Origin of the sequence: Paenibacillus sabinae T27, assembly GCF_000612505.1 — a bacterium.
Lineage (GTDB): Bacteria > Bacillota > Bacilli > Paenibacillales > Paenibacillaceae > Paenibacillus_AQ > Paenibacillus_AQ sabinae.
In genome coordinates, this window is the sequence record NZ_CP004078.1 from 1,528,970 (window position 1) to 1,550,511 (window position 21,542).

Consider the following 21,542-nt stretch of genomic DNA (forward strand, 5'->3'; position numbering starts at 1 on the left):
TTGGTACAGAAAGGAGCGCCTGACATGACAGTCAAAGCGAGGTTGGCAGTGGAAACATACAGGAATCTGGTAAATGGTGAATGGACCGAATCGCTGGGCGGTGAAACCTTCGACAGTGTTAACCCGGCGGATACGGAAGATGTCGTCGGACGCTTTCAAGCCTCTGTTCCTGAAGATGTAGAGCGTGCAGTCGCTGCGGCAGAGCGCGCCTTCCGCACCTGGAAGGACGTTCCGCCTTCCCGGAAGGCGGCGATGATGTTCAAAGCCGCGGACCTGCTGGAAGCCCGGCTGGAGACGCTGGCGGCGGAACTGACACGCGAAGAGGGCAAGACGCTCTTAAACAGCATGGCGGAGGTGAAGCGATCCGTACAGACGTTGCGGTATTACGCCTCGGAGGGCATGAACGTTGCCGGCACGACACTTCCCTCGGACGATCCTGCGACATTTGTCTATACGAAAAAGGAGCCGCTCGGCGTTGTCGCCGTGATTACGCCTTGGAATTTCCCGCTGTCCATTCCGGTCCGCAAAATCGCTCCGGCACTGGTGACGGGCAACACGGTCGTCTTCAAACCGGCATCCGATACGCCGCTTGTCGCCTACCGGCTGGCAGAGGCAATTCACGAGGCAGGGTTTCCGCCCGGCGTCTTCAACCTCGTAACCGGCTCCGCCTCACAGGCGGGCAAGCCGCTGACCTCCCATCAGGCCGTCAAGGCGGTAACGTTCACCGGCTCGACCGCTGCGGGAGAGCAGATTCAGCGGACGGTCTCTCTTTCGACCCGGACCCAGTTTGAGCTTGGGGGCAAAAATCCGTTGATCGTCCTTGACGACGCGGACATCGATTTTGCGGTTGAGCTGGCCGTGAAAGGAGGCTTCGAGCTGACCGGTCAAGCCTGTACCGGGACAAGCAGGGTAATCGTCATGGAAGCTGTGCACGACGCTTTTGTCGAGAAGCTGATAGAACGGACGCGCACGATGACGGTAGGAAGCGGCTTCGACAGCGCTTCTGAAATCGGGCCTCTCGCCAACCGCAGCCAGCTCGACAATGTGCTGTCCTATATCCGGGTAGGCCAGGACGAGGGAGCGGATCTGGCGGCAGGCGGAGAACGCCTGACGGGAGGGGATTATGACAGGGGCTATTATGTCCGCCCCGCAGTCTTTACCGGCGTCAATCCCAAGATGCGGATCGCGCAGGAGGAAATTTTCGGACCGGTCATTTCCGTCATCAAGGTCAAGTGCTTTAACAAGGCGCTGAAGGTGGCGAACGGGGTACAATACGGATTGTCAGCATCGATCTGTACGGCAAGTCCGGAGCGCATCCAATATTTTATCGACCATATGGATTCCGGACTGGTGAAGGTCAATGCGCCAACAACCGGCAATGCGGTCAATGCGCCGTTTGGCGGATTGAAAATGTCGGGAACCGGCACTTACCGCGAAGCGGGAAGGGCGGCGCTTGATTTCTACCTTCGGGAGAAGACGGTATACCAGCAGGCGCGTCCTATCAAATTCTGCTGTTCGCTGTAGGATTAGCGAAGGAACGGTAATTCCGGATTCGTCTGCCAACAAATGCTGCTCTGAACAGAAGATTATGATTCCAAAAATAGACGGAGGATAGTGCGATGAGATCGGTACTGAAGCTGGAACTGGAGGAAGCCAGGGTGATGATCGAGGCGGCGAAGGAAGCCTCCCAGCGGGTCAATGCCCTTGAATCGATCTGTGTGGTCGATGACGGCGGGTATGTGGTCGCGCTGGAGCGGATGAACGGCGGACGCATCACAGGTCCTGAAATCGCGATTGCCAAAGCGTTCACGGCAGCCGGCCACAAGCGGTCGACGCATCTGTTCAATCAGCCGGGCGGTCCCGCAAGTCCGACAGGCGAGGCTTTCGGCATCCATGTGATGCTGCCGGGCAAATTCGCCATCTTCGTCGGCGGCTTTCCGGTTGTGGTCAACGGGGAAGTGGTTGGCGGCATCGGCATCAGCGGAGGCAATGGCGAACAGGACACTGCAGTCGGAACGGCTGCGCTTGCCGCGCTGCAGGAGCACCTCGGCTCTGCTTATGAAGTGCTGACCGATGCGGATATCAAGAAGTAGCCGCTTCGCTGAAGGAGGAGAATGGAAGAGTCTGGCAGCAGGGTTGAAAACCGAGTCTGTAATCTATAATATTATAGGAAAATCTACTCGGGGGTATACCATATGCCAGTCGTTTGGAACAGTGCAGAAATCACGCCGATCCGTGACAAAGTTTATGAATATATCAAACAGGCGATCGTGCAGGGCCAATACAAATCCGGCGACCGTATCATCGAACGGGAGCTGGCCGATCAGCTGAATGTCAGCCGGACACCGATTCGCGAAGCGCTCTTCCGGCTCGAATCCCAGGGTTTCGTCAAGACGCTTCCTCGTAAAGGCGTAATTGTTTCCAAGCTGACGCCGGAGGAAGTGGTCGAGATCTTTATGATTCTATCGGCGCTGGAAGGACTGGCGATGAATCTGGCCGCCGAGAAAGCAAGCCCTGAAGAACACGCCGAGTTATCTGAGATTATCAAGAAGATGGAGACTGTGCTCGCCGAGCAGGATGGATCGGATGAGCGCTGGAAGTTCCATTTTGAAATCAACGATGTGATCTTCCGTGCGGCGCAGAGTCCACGTCTTACCCAGATGCTGGACGGCTTGTCCGATTATATCCGGGCTTTCGTGGAGCTCGGATATGAACTTCCGGGACGTGGACGTCAGGCAACTGAAGAACATCTGGAGATTGCCAAAGCGGTCCGTGACGGTGAGGCTGAATTGGCCGGTCGCCTGACTCGGATTCATCTGGAGAATGCCAAACAAGCTTATCTGCAAGCTTTAAACCATCAATAACACAGCAGCCTGTCTTCCTGACATTCCTGGGGCATGGCTGCGGGAATAGGGAGGACGATCGCTTATGCCCATCGTGAAGCTTCATCAGAACGGCCGGCTGCTTCAGCAGGAGGTAGCGCCGGGGAGCAATCTGGTTGTACTCGCCGGAACGAGGAAGTTCGACGGTCTGTCCTACGGCTGCGGAATGGGGAAATGCACACGCTGCATGGTGAAGGTGCTGAGCGGCGGGGAGACGCTGCCCGAGCCCAACTGGAAAGAGAACAAAATGCTTGGGGACAAAATCCGGGACGGTTACCGGCTGGCCTGCCAAATCTATGTTCACGAGGATCTTGAGCTTGCTCAGGAGAGTGCTGTCCGTTCCCGGGCCGGGAGCTCTTAAAGAGAGCCGAACTTTTAAGGCAATCGAGAATAAACGGATAAGACTTAAATAAAGAAGAGGAACGGAGGAACCGGAAATGAGCCAATATGTGATGCTGTCGACGACAGAACGCTACCGGACGGTAACGGACAACCCGAATCTGGAAATGGTGGCGAATTACGATTACTACTTTTTCGGGAAGAAGAAGACGACGTTCTCCATCTGCAAAATCAAAAGTCAGAATACCCGCATACTTATTCAAGGGGTTGGTGAAGTTTTTCCGGACAACAGCATTCCGCTGAAGGTGTTCCCCAAGTTCGAAACGACCGAAGAAATCGAGAGGGAAATCTACGAGCTCGATATCGATAAGGACAGCCGGGTTGTCAAAACGGAAGCCCAGGCGCAGCCGGTTTGATCGGGATTTATTGAAAAAAGCGCAGAGGAGAAGTCCTCTGTGTTTTTTTCATTCTTTGGGCTTTATGTCTGTCCTTAGGCATTCTGTTTGCCGGCCAGCTTCGGAACAGGCGGATCGGATCAGGGCAGAGATATAGGGCCAAACGGTTGTACAGGAAGGGAATAACGGACAAAAGGCGCCTTTCGCTGTATGCGGTAGGCACCTTCTGTTTTTTTATTGATGAAAGGTTATTCCTGGAACTCTTTAGGAGCTGGCTGCGTTAATCCGGCGTTTGGCGATCTTGTCGAGACGTTCAAGGTCCTTGTCTCCCCAAGCGATCGTTACATCTCCGGTAATGAAGGTTTGACATGCCAGCCGGTAGCCCTGATCGATATTATCCTGGCCGAGTCTGTCGATTTCTTTTTTCATCACTTTGCTGAGATGCTCCTGCCCGTCGACGACCCTCACCCGGCATGTTCCGCACAGACCTCCGCCGCATTTGTAGGGGACCGAGCCTTCGTAACGAATCGAGGTCCGCAGCAGATTGGCGTTCTCAGCCACTTCAATCGTTTTTCCAGAGGTATCATATTTAATTACCGGCATGTCAGCATCCCTCCCTGTGATAGTAAGACAAGTATACCATAAATATTTGGTATATGGTATACCAAATACCGTTTTTTTGTTATGATGAATAGCAAGAAAATAAAGTCTTTATTTGTACAGGATACCGAAAGATTAGAAGACAGGAGGAACGGATTTGAGAGTCGGAATTATCGGGTACGGAACGATTGGAACGGACGTGGCAGGCTTCATACAGCGGGGTGAAGCGGGAGAAGCTTCTCTGGCAGCTGTGCTGGTTCGCAAGGGTCCAACCTGCGAAAGCAGCCTTGCGGGTAGAAGCGGCAAGCCGCTGTTCACCGCAAGCTTTAACGAATTTATGGAGCAGGTGCCTGATCTTGTTGTGGAATGCGCCGGACATGCGGCTGTAGCCGCTTATGGAGAACGGGTGCTGCGGACTGCGGATTTCATGGTGGTCAGCGCAGGGGCATTGGCGGATGAAGATCTTTATGGCCGGCTCTTGATAACGGCCCGGGAGAACGGACATCGGCTGGTCGTGCCTTCGGCCGCCATTGCCGGGCTGGACCGGATCGCGGCCGCAAGCGTCGGTCACATGGACGAGGTCTCGCTCATCACGCGCAAACCGCCGAAGGCCTGGATCGGCACGTTCGTTGAGGACAAGCTTAATCTGGAGGGACTGACGGAGCCGGTGTGCGTCTTCGAGGGGCCGGCCAGGGAGTCGGCGAAGCTGTTCCCGGAAAGCGTCAACGTCTCAGCGGCGCTCAGTCTGGCCGGAATCGGCTTCGACCGAACCACCGTTAAAGTGTTCGTGGACCCAGGCATTACCTCCAACCGGCATCAGGTCGTGGCACGCGGCAAATTCGGAGAGCTTCAGCTGGAGGTAGGCAATACGCCCTCGGCGGCTAACCCGAAGACGGGCTACATAGTAGCGATGAGCGTGATCCATAACCTGCAGAAGCTGAGCGGGCCGTTTATGATCGGGTTGTAATCTCTAGATATATATGGAGTGGGAACGCAGCGGCAAACGGCCGAGAGATCGGGGAGCATGAAGGACAAGAACCCACATCAACATTCAGCCCACCGCTTCCTTGGCAACCGGTGAAGGATCCAGACTTCCGTCATACCCGTTCGGGACATTTTGTAAACAGCCCAGGCGGGCGATGCCTTAACCGCATTGTCGACCAAATTAACCAGCAGTGATTCCCGAAGAGTGGAAATCTCCCGTTAGATGGCTGAGCGGGGTAAGGATATGGAGCATGACGGCTTGTTCCCTCAATTGAGGAGCCATAACGGCCTGAACCTGATTCATCAGCGCCTGAGTTTCCAGAAGTCGAAGCTCCGGCTTGCTCGTGCGGACTAATGCCCAAGCGGGCAAGCTTTCTGCAAAATGCGGATGGCGGGCAAGCCTGATCAGCATCAGCAGCAGAACGAGTGCAAGAACGGCTTCGAGCAAAGCACTGATCGATACCAGATAACGGGTGGAAAGGGAGTTATTGGCGAAGACCGGCCGTGAATGAGGGGGAGGCATGTCCTGAACAGGGGCGGCCTCCTCTTCCTTATTCTTTGTCTTGCGACTCCATGGAAGCTGCCGTCTCGCTATGCTGGAGAAGTGACTGGAAGGATTCCGTAGGGGCGGACGCTGACTTGATCCTGCGCCCTTTCCCGGCGGCTTTCGACTTCTTGCCGGACGGCTTGCGTGCCGGAATCGAGAACGGCGTGTAGCCTCCGGTATACAGCGTCCCGATCTTGCAGCCTAAGTCTTCCGCCAGCGCCGTTAGGCCCGAATACCCCGCCCGCTCCGATAGCTTCAGCAGGATGACCGCCGAGGTGCGGGCATCCTCCAGCGCGTCATGATGCCGCAGCGGGATGCCGAAATAGTCGGCAAGTATATTGAGACGGTAAGAGCCAAGGCCGGCCAGCATTTTTTTTGCGAGCAAATAAGTGCACCAATATTGAAAGGATGGATAGGGCAGAGAGCACTGATCCAGTCCATAGCGGAGTACGCTCATATCGAAGGATGCGTTATGCGCTACAATATTTTTTCCATGAATAAGCGGTTCAATGTAGGGCCACAGCTCGCGGAATGTCGGCTGCCCGGCGACCATTTCGGGCGTTATTCCGTGGATGGCGATATTTCTGCGGTCGAACGACCGCTCGGGATTAATCAGCCATTCCTGCTCGGACACGATCTTCCCGGCCTTCACTTCCACCAGTCCCAGTGCGCATGCGCTGGCCCGGCCGGCATTTGCCGTCTCAAAATCGATTGCGACAAAATCCATAGTGCTAGCTCCTGTCTTTCCTTGTTGATAGATTCATCAGTTTCTTATTCTATAAGTATAGCAGAGGCCGGCTCTGAAAAAAGAGCGGGTTTACTCCTCTCCCGGAATATCCACAACTTCCCCGTTCATGCTGACGTCCTGGCTGCCAAGCTCCGTCACGGTTCCGTCCGGGACGATAAAGCCGTAAGAAACGGCGCCGATGTGGGGCATTGCTCGAAAGTAAACGAAACGGCTGTTCAGTACGGGGCGTTTGCCGCTTCATAGTATGACACGACATCCCCGCTCCAGATCAGGAACCGGCTATATTCACCCTCCGGAAAATAATAGGTAAAGCTCTGGCCTTCGAGAGAAGACGGGGTCGGTTCAAGGTCCCGAATCATGCTAACACAGGGCAGCTGAAGGGCCGCTCTGCGCGCTTCGGTCAGATTGCCGGACGTAAGGCGTTCTTTCAATCTGCTGTCGGCTTTTGACACGTACACCGTGCGGGAACCCGGATTCCAGATTACGTAAGCGCCCGACACTTCGGCGATAAAACGCAGCGGAACCATGATGTGCCCTTTTTGCAGGATCGCCGGCGTCGAGAGCGCCACTGTACCGGAACCGGTAGAGGCCGTTTTCTGGCCGGCGGTCAACCTGATCACCTCACTGCCGCTCATAACCGTTACCGTCTTGGTCTCGTTATTCCAGCTTACCGATATCCCCGGAATGTGCTGCACAACGTTTAAAGGGACCATCGTCGTTCCGTCAGCCAAATAGGCGGATGTTCCCTGAACGGCCGCGTTGTTCACGATAACCTCAATTCCGCCGGCTGCAAAGGTTGTATCCTCCGAAACTACGGCTAAAGTAAGAATTGAAGCACAGACCAGACTTGCGAGCTTATTCATTGGCGTATTCCTCCATGTAAAAAATCCCTCCCTATGTAGACGCTAAATCACCTGATTAGTTACAGAATCTTACAACAAAAACAGGCACTCTCCCCGCTCGGCAAGGAGAGTGCCTGTTTGTATAACTGTATGATCTTACTTCCCGCTGCTCTGAATCTGTCCGCGAAGACGTTCCAGCTCGGCGGCTGCCTGATCTTTTACCCGGGCATCCGCAGGATTGCTGCTGGCGTCACCCGCCGGAGAAGCACCGTGGACCGGGAAATCCCGTCTGGCTTCCCATTCCTGAATTTTCTCTTCCATCCGCTCGAACCCCCGCGCGGCGGCATGCGTATTCAGGCCGGAGAAGGCATTGCGGCGTGGAGCCGGAGCGGAAGCGGGGCTTCCCGGCGCTTGGCGGAGACGCTCGGCCCGTTCGGCAAGCTCGGCTTTTTTGGCTTTCAGCCGGACGCGCTCTTCCTTGGCGGCGGCAATCTCATAGCCGAGCCCCGCCAGAACCTGCCGGGTCTCTTCCAGCCCGGCGGCGCATTCCCGCTCGTTCTCCTTGTACGCCAGCTTCGCCTCAATGGCCAGCTTGGCCTGTTCTTCGTCGCCTCGCTCCAGCGCCTTCAAGGCGTCGCCTTCGCTAAGCTCAGCAAGCATCGTGTATTCTTTCAGCCGCCGCTCCAGGAGCTTGGCTGCAGCTTGCAAATCGCGGCTTCGCTGCTCGGCTTCCTCGATCCGGTCATCCAGATCGCGCAAATATTGTCCGGTCATAATGACCGGGTTCTCCAGGCGGTTCAACCCTTCGTGCATGGCGGCTTTCGTCAACGTTGCAATTCTTTCCAAAATACTCATCGGTATCTCTCCTTTTGTTGTATTCAGCATTTTACATAGTCTCTAGCTTAGTAATAGTGGTGTCCGTCCATGAAGCTTCCTGTCGGTTCGCTTGGAATAATCAGGCTGGCGATCAGATAAAAAAGAATGAACGACCCGAAGCTGCCCAAAGCGACGATTACGGCAACCAAGCGAATAATCGTGGAGTCGATGCCCAGCCACTGGGCCAAGCCCCCGCACAAGCCGCTGAATTTCTTGTCTCTTTCGGAACGGTAAAGCTTTTTCATAATTAATCTCTTCCCTTCGTAATATCCGTTGTCTATGCCTTTATTCTAGTGTCTTCGCGCACGCCGCAAAACGGGCCGGAGACGGTTTTGCAATCTCGACCTTAGACGGGGGAAGGTTCGGCAATTGGACGGGGAAATGAATGGGGAACATACAAAGCTCTGCAAAACAGAGCTTTTAGTCTGTCGGAAAAGTCTTGATAAGCATTAAGTATTTTTATTTAGCCATAAGCAATTGGTATTTTAAAAGTTATACATATTGCTGTATAGTATAGAATCACAATATGATCTTTATCTATATATGCAGATTCGGGAGGAACCTATGATCGATGACCTACTTCAACGTCCGCTCAAAGATTTGAGAATTTCCGTCACGGATCGTTGCAATTTTCGTTGTATATATTGTATGCCGAAGGAAATTTTCGGCGCGGATTATCCCTTTCTTCCCAAACAGGAATTGCTCAATTTTGAAGAAATAGCGAAGCTTGCGCATATATTTGCGGCTCTCGGTGTGACCAAGATACGTCTCACTGGAGGCGAACCGCTGCTGCGAACCGATCTTCCGCTGTTATTGGACAAGCTTACTTCCATCCAGGGTATTAAGGACATCGCGCTGACAACAAACGGCGTGCTGCTCCCTAAATATGCCGCGAGCTTGCAGGCTGCGGGACTGAAACGCGTATCGGTAAGCCTCGACTCGTTATCGGACGAGCGATTCGGTCATATTAACGGCAGAGGGGTCGGAGTCGAACCGGTTCTTCAGGGAATTGAAGCGGCTTCACGGGCCGGGTTGAAAGTGAAGATCAACATGGTTGTTCAAAAAGGCGCCAACGATCAGGATATTGTTCCGATGGCGAAGTATTTCAAGGACGCTGGACATACGATCCGCTTCATCGAATATATGGACGTGGGAAACACCAACGGATGGAATCTTGACAAGGTCGTAACCAAGCAAGAGATCATTGACAGGATTGACCGTCATGTGATGCCGCTTGAGGCTGTTCCCGGCCAATACTTCGGAGAAGTGGCTTCCCGTTACCGGTATAAAGGAACGGAGCAGGAAGTCGGCATTATTTCGGCGGTTTCGGACGCCTTCTGCGGAACATGCACAAGAGCGAGAATTTCAGCGAGCGGCTCCTTGTATACTTGTCTCTTTGCCACTGAAGGAACCGACCTCCGGGAACTTTTGCGGTCCGGTCTGTCGGACGATGTACTGGCGGGCAAGATAGCGTCCGTCTGGAATAACCGGGACAATCAGTACAGCGCGAAGCGGGGGCGGGATACGAATGAAGCGAGCGGCAAACAGAAGATTGAAATGTCTTATATCGGAGGATAGACTTGGCCGATGAATCCCGAGCTTTTACGAAAAAACCATAATCTGCTATGATAAAGGCAGAGTGTTTCAATGATTGTCTAATATTCGCGCAGAAGCCGATCCCGCTCTTATGAATAAGGGCGGGTAAAGCTGTTCTTATCGCCTGGAGGGAAGACTCTATGGACTTAGCTAATAAGCTTATTAAAGAAACGACAACCATGGCTGTATACAGACGGTTATATGATCTGGTGCTGAGCGGGAGATTTCAGCCGGGTGAATGGATCAGGGAACGCGAGCTAAAGGAGATGCTGGGTGTAAGCAGCACGCCGATTCGTGAAGCGATGCGCATGCTGGTGCAGGAACGTATTCTGGAATCTGTTCCCCATCACGGTGTTCGGGTCAAGGAGCTGTCAGTGAAAGAGCTGAAGGATTTATATGAGCTTCGCGCCGAACTGGAGGGAATGGCGGCCCGGCTTGCCGCCGAGCGGGGGAGCAGCTCGCATTTCAAGCAGATGGAGAATCTTCTGAACCTTGAGCAGGCTCATCGCGGGAATACCGCGGATGCCATGGAATTAAATAATCGGTTTCATGATTTGGTGGTGGAGGCTGGCGGGAATCTTGCGCTAAAGAGCACCCTGCATCATTTGCGTGCGGGAATTAGCTGGATACAGGTGATGGCATGGAACCGGAATAAAGAACGCCATGCACTTACCGACCACCAGCACCGCGGGATTTGGGAGGCGCTGGTGAACAGGGACCCTCAGCTTGCCCAGACCAGAATGCACGAGCATGTATGGGATACGATCAGCTTAATGCTAAATTCCCGGCAAGAAGAAGCAAGCGAGCAAGCGGGAGAATCGGATCAAGCCGATTGAACGAAGTTAGACATGTACCAAGACCAGAAGTTTAAAGCTTATGGTCCACGTGTACATGTTTTTTTGTTGTTGACATTCAGATTCTTTATCTGGAGATAAGTAATTGATATTTAACATTATATATAATATATTTTAAAATTTAAATAAGTATACGATGGCCATTCATCGTTGCGAAAAAGAAGGTATACCGAGACGAATCGGGTCCCTAACCAACGAGGAGGAATGACATGGGCACTACCATAATCAAACCGGTGGCTAAAAAGAAACTGTTGTTCGTTGCAGGACTTGGCTGGCTCTTTGATGCAATGGATGTGGGCATTATCGCATTCATTGGTGCGGCTCTAATGAAAGATTGGAATTTGTTGCCCCAGCAAGTAGGATGGATCGGGAGCGTCAACTCTCTAGGAATGATGGTCGGCGCTCTGTTAGCAGGAATATTTGCCGATCGTGTTGGACGTAAGCCGATATTATTGGCTACTGTGTTATTGTTTTCTCTGGCGAGTGGCTTCTCCGCGTTAACAACTACATTCGCGGCATTTCTTACTCTCCGTTTTTTCATCGGTCTGGGACTAGGAGGAGAGCTTCCCGTATCAAGCACGTTAGTATCCGAAAGTATTCCTGAGAAGCATTCCGGTCGAACGATCGTTTTGTTAGATACCTTTTGGGTTGCCGGATGGATTCTGGCGGCGGTTATATCCTATTTTGTAATACCTAAATTTGGGTGGCAATCGGCTTTGCTGATTTGCGCGTTACCAGCCCTCTATACCGTATATTTAAGGCGGGAAATTCCGGATTCACCATCGTTTCGGCAACCAAGGAAAAAGAAGCCTTCCATTAAAGAAAATATGAAAGCCATCTGGTCGAGTAAATATGCCAAATCCACGATAATGCTTTGGCTCTTATGGTTCTGTGTCTTCTTCGCCTACTATGGCATGTTTCTCTGGCTGCCGTCAGTGATGGTTCTGAAAGGCTTTGCTCTGGTCAAAAGCTTTGGATACGTTCTTATTATGACGCTGGCTCAATTACCTGGCTTGCTAAGTGCTGCCTGGTTGATTGATAAAGTGGGACGCAAGTTCGTTATTATAACCTATTTAATCATGGCAGCCATTTGCGGCTATTTCTTCGGCAATGCGGATTCGCTGGCTATGCTTATGATATGTGGAATTCTCCTTTCCTTCTTCAATGTAGGAGCAATAGGCACCATTTGGGCCTATACCCCGGAGCAATATGAGTCTAAAATTCGTTCAACCGGTACTGGAATGGCTTCAGCTATTGGACGCATAGGAGGGATTTTGGGGCCGTTGCTGCTTGGGTATCTTGTAGCGGCAGAGGTAACCTTCGGTATTATCTTTGCTATATTTTGCGGCTTTATTGTCATCGGTGCTCTCAGTGTACTTCTTCTGGGCAAAGAGACTCGCCCTGATGCATTGGACATGGACGAAGGAGAGACATCTCTAGATCATGCGCTATAAGCTTCCACACAAAAGGCCATGTTTCTACTTTGTAGAAACATGGTCTTTTATAATACCTTTCGTTAAGTATATCTTGACAGCTAGACAACCTCTTCGAAGGTCCAGTTGTCCTGATTCAAACGAATTCCTTTTTTCAACAGATTCTCTTTATTGCAGGTTAAATAGTAGTTGATTTTATTCAATTGAATATTCTCCGATAACGGAATGCTGACCATTTCGTTATTTTTTATTTCCTTCTCAAGAATCATAGGGGGAAGAAAGCAGACTCCGTGCTGTTCATGGATCAGGCTTTTGATCACTTCGACCTGGTTGGAATAAAGCTTCTTTTTAAAATCCAGATCCGTTAAATCCGCAATGTTGTTCTTGTAGGGTTCATAGAAGATGATATTCTCTTCTTTCATGCATGTGAAGTTCTCCAGCAAGGGCTGATTCGATAACGGGTGCTCAGTGGGGAGGATCAGGTTGAACTCCTCAGAGCCAAGCGGATAGCTCTGATAGCAGGTGTTCATCATTAAATCGGTTGTAAAGGCGACGTCCACTACATTATCAACCAGTGCTTTCAAAATGCTGGAAGATTCCAGGAAGATCAAATGGATATTTAAATGCTCGTTCAGATTGGTAAGATCCTGAATGACATTATAGATGAGAGGGTGGCTGAGGGGAACCGAGCTTCCGATCGACAACGAGGTGGTATGGGTAATTTCCTGCTTGGCCATCTTGAGCGTATCAATGACGGATTGGGCATGAGGCAGGAATCTTTCTCCGGCACGCGTAAGCTGAACATTTCGCTTTCCTGACTTTCCTCTGGCAAAAAGCTCTTGACCGAGCTCATCCTCCAACTGATTGATGCGGTTGGTTACGGTTGGTTGAGGAACGTAAAGATGCTTGGCCGCCTCTGTAAAATTACCGTATTTACACACGATGATGAAAGTCTCCAGATGCACGATGTTCATGGTCAAGAATTCCCCCCTGATAACACAATGTGGAAATATTAGTAATATGAGTTACAACCTGCAAATCCTTCACGACAGCCTCGAAACCTTATTCTATGTAACAATATATATCATATATAATATTTAGTCCACGGTTTATTAACAATTCAGCCTGATAAAATAGTTATTGCGTAATATAAAGTGACATTTATCACAGCTTTTTGTCAGGGAATTGTACATAACATGCATAATGTTTATATGGAAATAAGGGATTCATATTTAACATTATATATAATGCATTTTATAATCCGACTATACTAACTTTTCAAAACTTAATTTCACAAGTGCAGAAGGGGGATGGGCAAGGAATTTGAATTACCAAAAAAAGAAGAATGAGTATGCGGAACTGCTGTCGCTTGTCAAAGAACAAACAGTCAAGCAATTTAAAGACGGATACGACTTTGTCGTTAAAAAAATTCCGGATTCGGATAACGCAGGCGAACTTGATCCGAGAGTGTTAAGTGTACAACAGCAGCAGCGTCAGAGTAAAAATTCGGCCGATGAGGGTCAGCCGGAGCCTGCGGATCTTACGGCATTTGAAAAGATTGCCCTCCGGATGAGATCCGGCATGCAGGTCTCGGGCAGCAAGGATATTACGGATACGGAAATTGTAACCTCCAAGCTTGTCATTAACGGAACGAACGGCACTATCCCCATCCGTATATATAGACCCGGGAACGGAGAGAAACTGCCTGTAGTTGTATTTTTTCATGGAGGGGCATTTATCGGCGGAACGGTGGATGGCGCGGAGAATGTTTGTAAAGCTTTATCGGAGAAGGCTGACGCCGTTGTTATCTCCGTGGATTACAGGCTTGCACCCGAGCACCCTTTTCCGGCGGGATTTGTCGATTGTCTCGATGCGGTGAATTGGACCTGGCGGAGTGCCGAACAACTTGGCATCAACAGGAATCAAATTACGGTTGCGGGCGACAGCGCCGGCGCAAACCTAGCAGCCGCCTGCGCCCTGAAAGATAAGGAATCGGGGACGGGAATGATCAAGTATCAGGCATTGATTTATCCCGTCGTCAATAATGCCGAAGCCGTCACGGACGATTTCAGCTGGAGCATTGACGAGTATATCATTAACAGACATCACGAGTATATAATGCCGGGTATTCAGGAAATAAAGGACAACCTTGAAATCATTAGGCAGGTATACGCGAAAAATTTAGAAGCATCCATACCCTATATCTCTCCATTATTAGCTGAACAGCTAAACGATCTGCCGGAAGCTCTGATCCTGACAGCCGAATACGATTATTTAAGATTGGAAGCTGAAGCCTATGCCAGAGAGCTGTCAAGATGCGGAGTCAAAACCAGGCTGATCCAGTACAACGGCACGAATCACGGTTTTCTGGATAAGCTCGGACTGTACCCTCAAGCTGAAGATTGTCTTGATGAAATTGCCGAAGGAATTAGAAAATGCTTCGAACTTAATTGAACAATAAGGAGTAGTGATCGGGAATGACGAAGAAAATGGGATTGGTAGTATTGTCTCTCATGCTGATGTTTGCTTTGGCCGCTTGCGGCGGAAACTCCACGAATTCCGCTCAACCATCCGAAACCCCAAATTCCAGCAGCGCTCCAGCGGAAGCGGCAACGGACGAGCTTACCCCCGAGCCCGGCGCCAAGCTTGTATTCTGGCACCCCAAGACTCCTTTCTCCGAATATGCGGTACAAGAATTCGAGAAAAAATACAACATCCCGGTAACGCTTCAAGATGTCGGTTACGACGCCGTCATGAATAAATATAAAGCCGACGGCCCAGCCGGTAAAGGCGCCGACGTTTTTGTTCTAGGTCACCTTGAATTAGGGGACGCGGTAAAATCGGGAAGTGTGCTGCCGAACGATTACTTTGAAGAAGATACGAAAAACATGATGCTTGACGAAGCAATTAAATCGTTCTCTTGGGACGGTATTCTTTACGGATACCCAAGCTATGCTTACTTGCCTGCGATGTTTGTCAATAAAGATTTGGTGAAGGATGCCAAGCTGGACACGTGGGATGACATTATCGCGTTTGCCAAATCGTTTAATGATATTCCGAATAACAAATACGGCTTCTTCATGGAAGCTAACGGTTATGGAAATGCTTTTCCATTCATGGCGGCCGAAGGCGGTTATATTTTCGGCAAAGACGGTACAGACGCAAGCGACATTGGGCTTAATAACGAGGGTGCATTAAAAGGGCTGGAATACTTCAAGTCTCTGAAAGAAATTTTGCCGCTAAAAGCTGCTGATACGACGGGCGATATTAAAACGAGCCTCTGGGAGCAAGGGAAAATTGGCATAATTATAGATGGTGCATGGAACGCAGGCCGATTCCAAAAACTCCCTTTTAAAGTGGAGTCTATGCCGCTGCCCAAAATGCCGGACGGTAAAGTTCCGCCTGTATTGACCGGCGTAGGCGGATTCTTCGTAGGGTCGTATACGCAATATCCTAACGCTGCCAAGCTGTTTGCCAACTTCTTAATGTCGGAAGAAATGCAGATGAAAATCAATGAAGTGACGGGGTTCCTTCCACTGGCCAAAAATCTGCAAAATGAAGAGCTGTATAAAGACGATCCGGTTACTCTTGGTTTCATTCGCCAATTGAAGCAGTCGGTGTTTATGCCTAATATTCCAGAAATGAAGTATTTGGCGTATAACGATACGATTGTTTCACCGGCAGTTGAACAAATTTGGGACGGCGCCGATGCCAAATTAACGATGGATAAAGCTGTACAAGGCTTGAAGGATGCCATTGCCGGAAGTCAGTAACTAACACGGATTGCCGATAGGCTTGACAGCAGTAAAGCCCCCCGGCAAGATTTTGCCGGGGGTATCCATTACAGATTTTAAAGGAGTTGGCTACATGTACGAGCACCGCAAGACGCTGGAAGGGGTATATCAGCCTCACAAGGTTGTCGAACATCGTAAGGTTGCGGCAGTCTTGTCTGTTCTTCTCATGGGTCTTGGCCAATTGTACAACCGTCAGTACGGGAAAGGGATTGTACTCCTGATCTTCTCCTGTCTGGGAATCTATACGGCGGTTACCCGGCTTCCGGATGCAATTTGGGGCATTGTCACTCTGGGCGAAAAAGAAAGGCATCTGGAAAAGGTAGGTAAAATATACAAGCAAGTTATGGGCGATCATTCCATCTTCCTTCTGGTCGAGGGTCTGATTACCATATTTTTGTTGATTGTGTTTGTTTGGATGTATTTTTTGAACATTAAAGATGCGTACCGTACCGGAAAAGTAAGAGAAGAAGGCGGAGCAACGAACACGTTCAAGCAAAGCCTGCAATACGTTGCCGATTACCGGTTCCCGCAGATCGCAATCTCCATCCCTATGCTCGGCATTCTGTTTTTCACCATTATGCCTATTATATTCATGATATTGCTGGCTTTTACGAATTACACGATCAACAATCAGCCGCCCGCACATTTGATCGATTGGCAGGGCTTCAAGACCTTTAAGGATATTTTCGTGATCAAATCGTGGAGCCATACCTTATATTCTGTGGCGCTATGGACATTTGTATGGGCGCTGCTTACGACGCTGACCAGTTTTATCGGCGGATTTGCCGTTGCTCTTGTGGTGCAGCGCAAAGAGGTGCGTTTGAAATCATTCTGGCGGACTCTTTTCATTCTGCCCTACGCCATTCCGGCGTTTGTTTCTACCTTGATTCTGAAGAACATTTTTAACGGTCAGTTCGGTCCGATCAATCAATATTTGAAAATGTTGGGACTTCCCGTCGTGCCCTGGCTTTCCGACCCGACGATTGCGAAAGTAACGCTGGTTATCGTGAACTTCTGGCTGAGCTTCCCGGTGATGATGCTGATGATTATCGGAATCCTGTCCACCATTCCAAGCGATATGTATGAAGCGGCCGATATCGATGGAGCAAGCGGCTTCCAAAAGCTTCGGCTAATTACGTATCCGGCTGTTATGTTCTCGATGGCGCCGCTGCTCGTCATGCAGTTCGTCGGCAACATTAACAATTTCAACCTGATCTTTCTGCTCACGGGAGGAAAGCCCGGAAGCTCGGATTTCAGATTCGCCGGCCATACCGATATTTTGATTACCTGGATCTATAAACTGACCATTGATCAGGGCCAATACAATTTTGCCTCGGTTATTGGAATTTTTATCTTCATTATATTGTCGTTCTTTGCCGTCTGGAGCATACGCAACACGAAAGCGTTCAAGGAAGAGGAGGTTAAATAAATGGGTGGTGTAAAACCGAAAAAAATCGTCAGCATCACATCTGTTTATTCCTTTCTGATCATCGTTGGCGTCATCTCCATCTATCCCGCCATATGGGTCATCATGTCCTCATTGCGCGTCGGAGGCTCGCTATTCAGTGAGTCGCTTATTCCACGGCAGGCAACTTTTATTCACTACAAGGAACTGTTTGCCAAATATGATTTCGGGCTCTGGTATTTGAATTCGCTCAAAATTTCAGTAATCAGCACGATTTTTATGACGATTCTGATTTTGCTGACCGGATATATATTCTCCACCTTCCGTTTTGGCGGCCGTAAAACCTTGATGAGCACCTTGCTGGTTCTCGGGCTGTTTCCCTCTTTTATGAGCATGATCGCCGTTTACATTTTGCTGAACATGATGAACCTGCTGGACACGCATCTGGCTGTCATCATCGTCTATGTAGCAGGCTCGCCGGTGTTCTTCCTGTTTGCCAAAAGCTACTTCGATACGATTCCTAAAGGGCTGGTTGAAGCTGCCCGGATCGACGGAGCGAATCATCTGGGCGTTTTTTTCCGGATCGTCGCACCGCTGTCAACGCCAATGATCGTGTATATGGCGCTCCTCAGTTTTACAGGCACATTCACGGATTTTATTTTCGCGAGACTGGTATTAAGCTCAACCGAGACGAAGACGCTTGCTGTCGGGCTGTACGATATGATCACCACGAATTTCTCAAACGACTTTACGGTGTTCGCTGCTGGATGCGTACTGATCGCCATACCGATCACGCTCTTGTTTATGATCATGCAACGCTTTCTGGTGGATGGTTTGACCGCAGGAGGCGAAAAGGGCTGAACCGCCGGAGTCCCGGTATATCTAACATTCATCAACTTTATCGGAACATAAGCAATTGATATTTAACAATATATATTATATATAATATAGTTTTTTTAGGGACAGGAAACCGAACCCGGACAGGCAAGGAGTGAATACAAATGACGCAGCAGCCCGACAGGCTAGTTAAAGAAACAACAACCATGGCCGTCTATAAAAGATTGTTTGACTACGTAATGAGCGGCCAGTTTGAACCGGGCATATGGATCAGGGAGCGCCAGCTCAAGGAGATGCTTGGTGTCAGCAGCACACCGATCAGGGAAGCGCTGAGAATGCTTGTACAGGAGCAGGTGCTTGAATTGGTCCCCCATCACGGCGTCCGTATCAAAGAATACTCTACTAAAGAAATTCAGGATTATTACGAGCTTCGCGCCGAGCTTGAGGGCCTGGCTGCGGAGATGGCGGCCGAGCGGGGAAGTAGGCTTATGTTCGGCAAGATGGAGGAGATTCTACGCCAGCACCGGACATTTGAGACGGAACGCTCCGATGAAGCGATTGAGCTAAATAACCAGTTCCATGATCTCATCGTGGAGGCCAGCGGAAATCTCTCATTAAGAAATACGCTGCAGCATTTAAGAGTGGGGATTAACTGGATTCAAGTCATGGCATGGAGCCGCAATAAGGACCGGCATTTCAGCACTTTCCATCAGCACGAGGGCATTCTGGATGCATTGATGGCCCGGAACCCGAAGCTGGCCCGTTCCCGGATGCAGGAGCATGTTTGGGATTCCATTAAACTCATCATAGAGCCGCCAGGCACGCTGCAAGTGGCAGGAGAACTTCGAAAAAGTTAAACGGATGGTACGGAAGGGAGAGGTGACGCATCTATGGAGACGCCCAAGAACGAAGTGAAGACAGACGTATGCATCGTTGGAGCCGGCCCTGCCGGAATGCTGCTCGGCTTGTTGCTTGCTAAACAGGGAATTAACGTGATCGTACTGGAGAAGAATGCAGACTTTCACAGGGAATATCGCGGAGAAATTACCCAGCCGCGTTTTGTCCAGATGATGAAGCAGCTCAACCTGCTTGACTATATCGAAAGCCAAGACCATGTAAAGATCAATGAAGTGGTTGTATTCCATGATCATAAGGAAATCATGCAGCTTTCCTTTGATACCTTAATTGACGAGGAAAGCTACTGTGCCAGACTGACCCAGCCGACGATGCTTGCAGCCCTTTTGGAGAAGGCCCGGCGCTACCCGAATTTTAAGCTGCTGTTCAATACGAAAGTGAAAGACCTGATTAAAGACGGCGACAAAATCATCGGCGTTCATGCGGTGAGAACAGCAGGGGATTCTACAAACGCGGAGGAGCTGGCAGAGGAAGGAGATTTCGATATCCGCGCGGCGGTTACGGTAGCTGTGGACGGACGGAACTCAACGATGGAAAAACTCGCCGGCTTCGAACTGGACCTCGACTATTATGTGAATGACCTGCTGTGGTTCTCTTTTGAGAAACCGGAGTCATGGGACTATAACATATACCACTTCTACTTCCAGAAAAACTACAATTATCTCTTCCTGCCCAAGCTGGGCGGACTCATCCAATGCGGAATTTCGCTCACAAGGGGCGAGTTTCAGAAAATCAAGGAGGAAGGAATCGAAGCCTTCAAAAGCCGGATTCTCGAAGACCTGCCCATTCTTAAACCTTATGTCGAGCCGATGGAAGACTTCAAGTCCTTTGTTCTGTTGTTATGCAAAATGCGGTATGTCAAGGATTGGGCCAAAGACGGCTGCCTGCTGATCGGCGATGCCGCCCACTGCGTCACTCCCTGGGGAGCGGTTGGCAGCACACTAGCGATGGGGACTGCAATTATTGCGGCGGATGTTATTTATAAAGGGTTCCGTACCGGCGATCTGTCGCTTGAAACGCTGAAGCAGGTTCAGGCCAGACGCAAGGATGAGGTGAAGATGATCCAGAATCTTCAGGTAACCCTCGAAAGATTCCTGACCCGGGAGCCTTTCAAGAAGGATCTGGCCCCTCATATTTTCAGTATTTGTACCAAGCTCCCGGACATCACGGACACGTACAAGCGCCTTTATACGCGAGAGAAGCCGCTCGACATTGATCCATCGTTTATATTTGCCGATTAACCGCTGAAAGGGAGAGTCATTTATGTTCATTACAAAATATGATGGGCATCTGCACATTGTCAATCAATACGATCACTCCGTTCAGGCCGGACAGGTTGCGCGCCGCTGGGGAAATGAGAGTTTCCGGCGTCCGGATCATTTTGAGTCGATGTGTCTGGCCGTAGAGAAGCATGATATCGGCTGGGTTGAATCGGATACGAAGGTGCTGTTCAATTCGGAAACGGGACAACCCGTTCCTTTTCTAAGCGTCAATCTGTTGCAGCATGTCGAGTTTTACGGCAAGGGATATGAGCAAGTCAGGGATGAGGACCTGTATGCCGGACTGCTTGTAGGCATGCACTGGATCGGTCTGTACACCAACCGGTTCGGGTATGATCCGTCGTTTACATTCAAAATTCCAGGCGAACTGGCTCCGTTTATTAACGAGAATACGATCAAACAGCAGAAGGAATGGGTCGATCTGAAGATGGCCCTATGGAACCGGGCGGAGCAAAGAAGCCTGTTTGAAGATAACCTGTGGATGAACTATGAGCTTGTGCAGGTAATGGATCGTTTGTCCCAGTATGTATCCATGCTTACGCCGGACACGAAGGAGCAGTGGACCATTGGTCCGGTTCGCCGGACGCTTGGGTCTGAAGGCGAAATGATTACGGTTCAGGGGCAGGGGGACGGCAGCGTTGCCGTCGATCCGTTCCCGTTCGATTCGGTGGTAGAAACGACCGTGCTGCGGCGCAAAATTCCCGATGCCCGCTACCGTTCACATAAGGAAGTCTATGAAGTTATGGAGAAGGCCGAGACCGAGCAGATCGTCTGGAAGCTGGTTCCGGCAAAAGGTTGATCATCATTGAAACCGACAAGGAGGGAAATGGCATGGCCAAAATTTTAATTCATCTTACTCATGGACCTGAAGCGCCAACTCAGGCCGACCGCGCGTTTCTTATCGCCAAAACCGCCATTCAGGAAGGGCATTTCGTCTCCATGTTTCTTGCGGGGAGCGCCGTACAGCTTCTGCGCGACGACATCCTGGACAGCGTAATCGGAGTGGGAGACGGCGTGACGAAAGTCCGCGAATCCTATGATGCGATTGTCGGAGGCGGGGGGGTTATTTATCTCTCCCGAATATCCTGCGGCGCGCGGGGTATGACGGAGAAGGAACTAAGCGGCAAGCAGATCGAGCTTGCGGAACCGAACGTGTTGGTGCGTCTGACCGTCGATCATGACCGGGTTATTACCTACGGATAAGGAGGGATTGCT

The 21,542-nt window shown here is 50.4% G+C and carries 24 protein-coding genes; 17 read left to right on the forward strand and 7 right to left on the reverse strand.

The features are described 5' to 3' along the window. Positions 1 to 24 precede the first annotated feature (24 nt). The 5 genes from PSAB_RS07015 to PSAB_RS07035 all read left to right on the forward strand — a co-directional run bounded on the left by PSAB_RS07015 (position 25) and on the right by PSAB_RS07035 (position 3,637). Complete coding sequence (locus PSAB_RS07015; protein WP_025333869.1) at positions 25 to 1,524, forward strand: aldehyde dehydrogenase family protein; 1,500 nt, start codon at positions 25 to 27, stop codon at positions 1,522 to 1,524. A gap of 95 nt (positions 1,525 to 1,619) precedes the next feature. Continuing rightward, positions 1,620 to 2,093 (forward strand): GlcG/HbpS family heme-binding protein, encoded by a 474-nt coding sequence (locus PSAB_RS07020; protein WP_025333870.1) that lies wholly within the window; start codon positions 1,620 to 1,622, stop codon positions 2,091 to 2,093. 102 nt (positions 2,094 to 2,195) lie between these two features. Beyond that, entirely contained in the window at positions 2,196 to 2,864 is a 669-nt protein-coding gene (locus tag PSAB_RS07025; protein ID WP_025333871.1) for a GntR family transcriptional regulator, read from the forward strand. Between the two features lie 64 nt (positions 2,865 to 2,928). Next, positions 2,929 to 3,243: a 2Fe-2S iron-sulfur cluster-binding protein gene (locus tag PSAB_RS07030; RefSeq protein ID WP_025333872.1), complete on the forward strand. Its 315-nt coding sequence runs from the start codon at positions 2,929 to 2,931 to the stop codon at positions 3,241 to 3,243. A 76-nt stretch (positions 3,244 to 3,319) separates the two neighbouring features. After that, complete coding sequence (locus PSAB_RS07035; protein ID WP_025333873.1) at positions 3,320 to 3,637, forward strand: hypothetical protein; 318 nt, start codon at positions 3,320 to 3,322, stop codon at positions 3,635 to 3,637. Positions 3,638 to 3,880: 243 nt separating this feature from the next. On the opposite strand, the gene PSAB_RS07040 is transcribed toward PSAB_RS07035, so the two are convergent. Continuing rightward, positions 3,881 to 4,219 (reverse strand): 2Fe-2S iron-sulfur cluster-binding protein, encoded by a 339-nt coding sequence (locus PSAB_RS07040; RefSeq protein ID WP_025333874.1) that lies wholly within the window; start codon positions 4,217 to 4,219, stop codon positions 3,881 to 3,883. A 154-nt stretch (positions 4,220 to 4,373) separates the two neighbouring features. Between PSAB_RS07040 and PSAB_RS07045 the strand changes: the two genes are divergently transcribed. Beyond that, the gene (locus PSAB_RS07045; RefSeq protein ID WP_025333875.1) at positions 4,374 to 5,183 is read left to right on the forward strand and encodes an aspartate dehydrogenase; all 810 of its coding nucleotides are present in this window, start codon (positions 4,374 to 4,376) and stop codon (positions 5,181 to 5,183) included. 198 nt (positions 5,184 to 5,381) lie between these two features. On the opposite strand, the gene PSAB_RS07050 is transcribed toward PSAB_RS07045, so the two are convergent. From PSAB_RS07050 to PSAB_RS07070, 5 genes are all read right to left on the reverse strand, one after another. After that, positions 5,382 to 5,723 carry a hypothetical protein gene (locus tag PSAB_RS07050; protein WP_025333876.1) on the reverse strand — a complete coding sequence of 114 codons (342 nt, stop codon included), beginning with the start codon at positions 5,721 to 5,723 and terminating at the stop codon, positions 5,382 to 5,384. A gap of 28 nt (positions 5,724 to 5,751) precedes the next feature. Further along, the gene (locus tag PSAB_RS07055; RefSeq protein ID WP_025333877.1) at positions 5,752 to 6,474 is read right to left on the reverse strand and encodes a 3'-5' exonuclease; all 723 of its coding nucleotides are present in this window, start codon (positions 6,472 to 6,474) and stop codon (positions 5,752 to 5,754) included. 236 nt (positions 6,475 to 6,710) lie between these two features. Next, complete coding sequence (locus PSAB_RS07060; protein WP_025333878.1) at positions 6,711 to 7,358, reverse strand: copper amine oxidase N-terminal domain-containing protein; 648 nt, start codon at positions 7,356 to 7,358, stop codon at positions 6,711 to 6,713. Between the two features lie 135 nt (positions 7,359 to 7,493). Beyond that, the gene (locus PSAB_RS07065; RefSeq protein ID WP_025333879.1) at positions 7,494 to 8,192 is read right to left on the reverse strand and encodes a PspA/IM30 family protein; all 699 of its coding nucleotides are present in this window, start codon (positions 8,190 to 8,192) and stop codon (positions 7,494 to 7,496) included. 47 nt (positions 8,193 to 8,239) lie between these two features. Beyond that, positions 8,240 to 8,458 (reverse strand): PspC domain-containing protein, encoded by a 219-nt coding sequence (locus PSAB_RS07070; RefSeq protein WP_025333880.1) that lies wholly within the window; start codon positions 8,456 to 8,458, stop codon positions 8,240 to 8,242. A gap of 319 nt (positions 8,459 to 8,777) precedes the next feature. On the opposite strand from PSAB_RS07070, the gene moaA reads away from it, so the two are divergent. From moaA to PSAB_RS07085, 3 genes are all read left to right on the forward strand, one after another. Continuing rightward, entirely contained in the window at positions 8,778 to 9,791 is a 1,014-nt protein-coding gene (gene moaA / locus PSAB_RS07075; RefSeq protein WP_038595643.1) for a GTP 3',8-cyclase MoaA, read from the forward strand. A 158-nt stretch (positions 9,792 to 9,949) separates the two neighbouring features. After that, positions 9,950 to 10,645 carry a GntR family transcriptional regulator gene (locus tag PSAB_RS07080; RefSeq protein ID WP_025333882.1) on the forward strand — a complete coding sequence of 232 codons (696 nt, stop codon included), beginning with the start codon at positions 9,950 to 9,952 and terminating at the stop codon, positions 10,643 to 10,645. A gap of 227 nt (positions 10,646 to 10,872) precedes the next feature. Continuing rightward, the gene (locus PSAB_RS07085; protein ID WP_025333883.1) at positions 10,873 to 12,117 is read left to right on the forward strand and encodes an MFS transporter; all 1,245 of its coding nucleotides are present in this window, start codon (positions 10,873 to 10,875) and stop codon (positions 12,115 to 12,117) included. Between the two features lie 80 nt (positions 12,118 to 12,197). Here PSAB_RS07085 and PSAB_RS24510 read toward each other — a convergent pair whose 3' ends face one another. Next, positions 12,198 to 13,070, reverse strand: coding sequence for a LysR family transcriptional regulator (locus tag PSAB_RS24510; RefSeq protein WP_025333884.1), 873 nt, complete (start codon positions 13,068 to 13,070; stop codon positions 12,198 to 12,200). Between the two features lie 349 nt (positions 13,071 to 13,419). Between PSAB_RS24510 and PSAB_RS07095 the strand changes: the two genes are divergently transcribed. From PSAB_RS07095 to PSAB_RS07130, 8 genes are all read left to right on the forward strand, one after another. Next, on the forward strand, positions 13,420 to 14,550 hold the full coding sequence (locus PSAB_RS07095) for an alpha/beta hydrolase (protein WP_025333885.1): 1,131 nt from the start codon (positions 13,420 to 13,422) through the stop codon (positions 14,548 to 14,550). Between the two features lie 65 nt (positions 14,551 to 14,615). After that, the gene (locus tag PSAB_RS07100; protein WP_226991812.1) at positions 14,616 to 15,869 is read left to right on the forward strand and encodes a sugar ABC transporter substrate-binding protein; all 1,254 of its coding nucleotides are present in this window, start codon (positions 14,616 to 14,618) and stop codon (positions 15,867 to 15,869) included. A gap of 94 nt (positions 15,870 to 15,963) precedes the next feature. Next, complete coding sequence (locus PSAB_RS07105) at positions 15,964 to 17,319, forward strand: carbohydrate ABC transporter permease (protein WP_025333887.1); 1,356 nt, start codon at positions 15,964 to 15,966, stop codon at positions 17,317 to 17,319. Continuing rightward, complete coding sequence (locus PSAB_RS07110; RefSeq protein ID WP_025333888.1) at positions 17,320 to 18,156, forward strand: sugar ABC transporter permease; 837 nt, start codon at positions 17,320 to 17,322, stop codon at positions 18,154 to 18,156. It abuts the gene before it with no gap. 140 nt (positions 18,157 to 18,296) lie between these two features. Further along, complete coding sequence (locus PSAB_RS07115) at positions 18,297 to 18,989, forward strand: GntR family transcriptional regulator (protein WP_025333889.1); 693 nt, start codon at positions 18,297 to 18,299, stop codon at positions 18,987 to 18,989. Between the two features lie 33 nt (positions 18,990 to 19,022). Continuing rightward, positions 19,023 to 20,288, forward strand: a complete 1,266-nt coding sequence (locus tag PSAB_RS07120) for an FAD-dependent monooxygenase (RefSeq protein ID WP_025333890.1) — start codon at positions 19,023 to 19,025, stop codon at positions 20,286 to 20,288. A gap of 22 nt (positions 20,289 to 20,310) precedes the next feature. Then, complete coding sequence (locus PSAB_RS07125; protein WP_025333891.1) at positions 20,311 to 21,126, forward strand: DUF3891 family protein; 816 nt, start codon at positions 20,311 to 20,313, stop codon at positions 21,124 to 21,126. A 32-nt stretch (positions 21,127 to 21,158) separates the two neighbouring features. Then, a complete protein-coding gene (locus PSAB_RS07130) occupies positions 21,159 to 21,530 on the forward strand; it encodes a DsrE family protein (protein WP_025333892.1) in 372 nt (123 codons plus the stop codon). Positions 21,531 to 21,542: the final 12 nt, after the last annotated feature.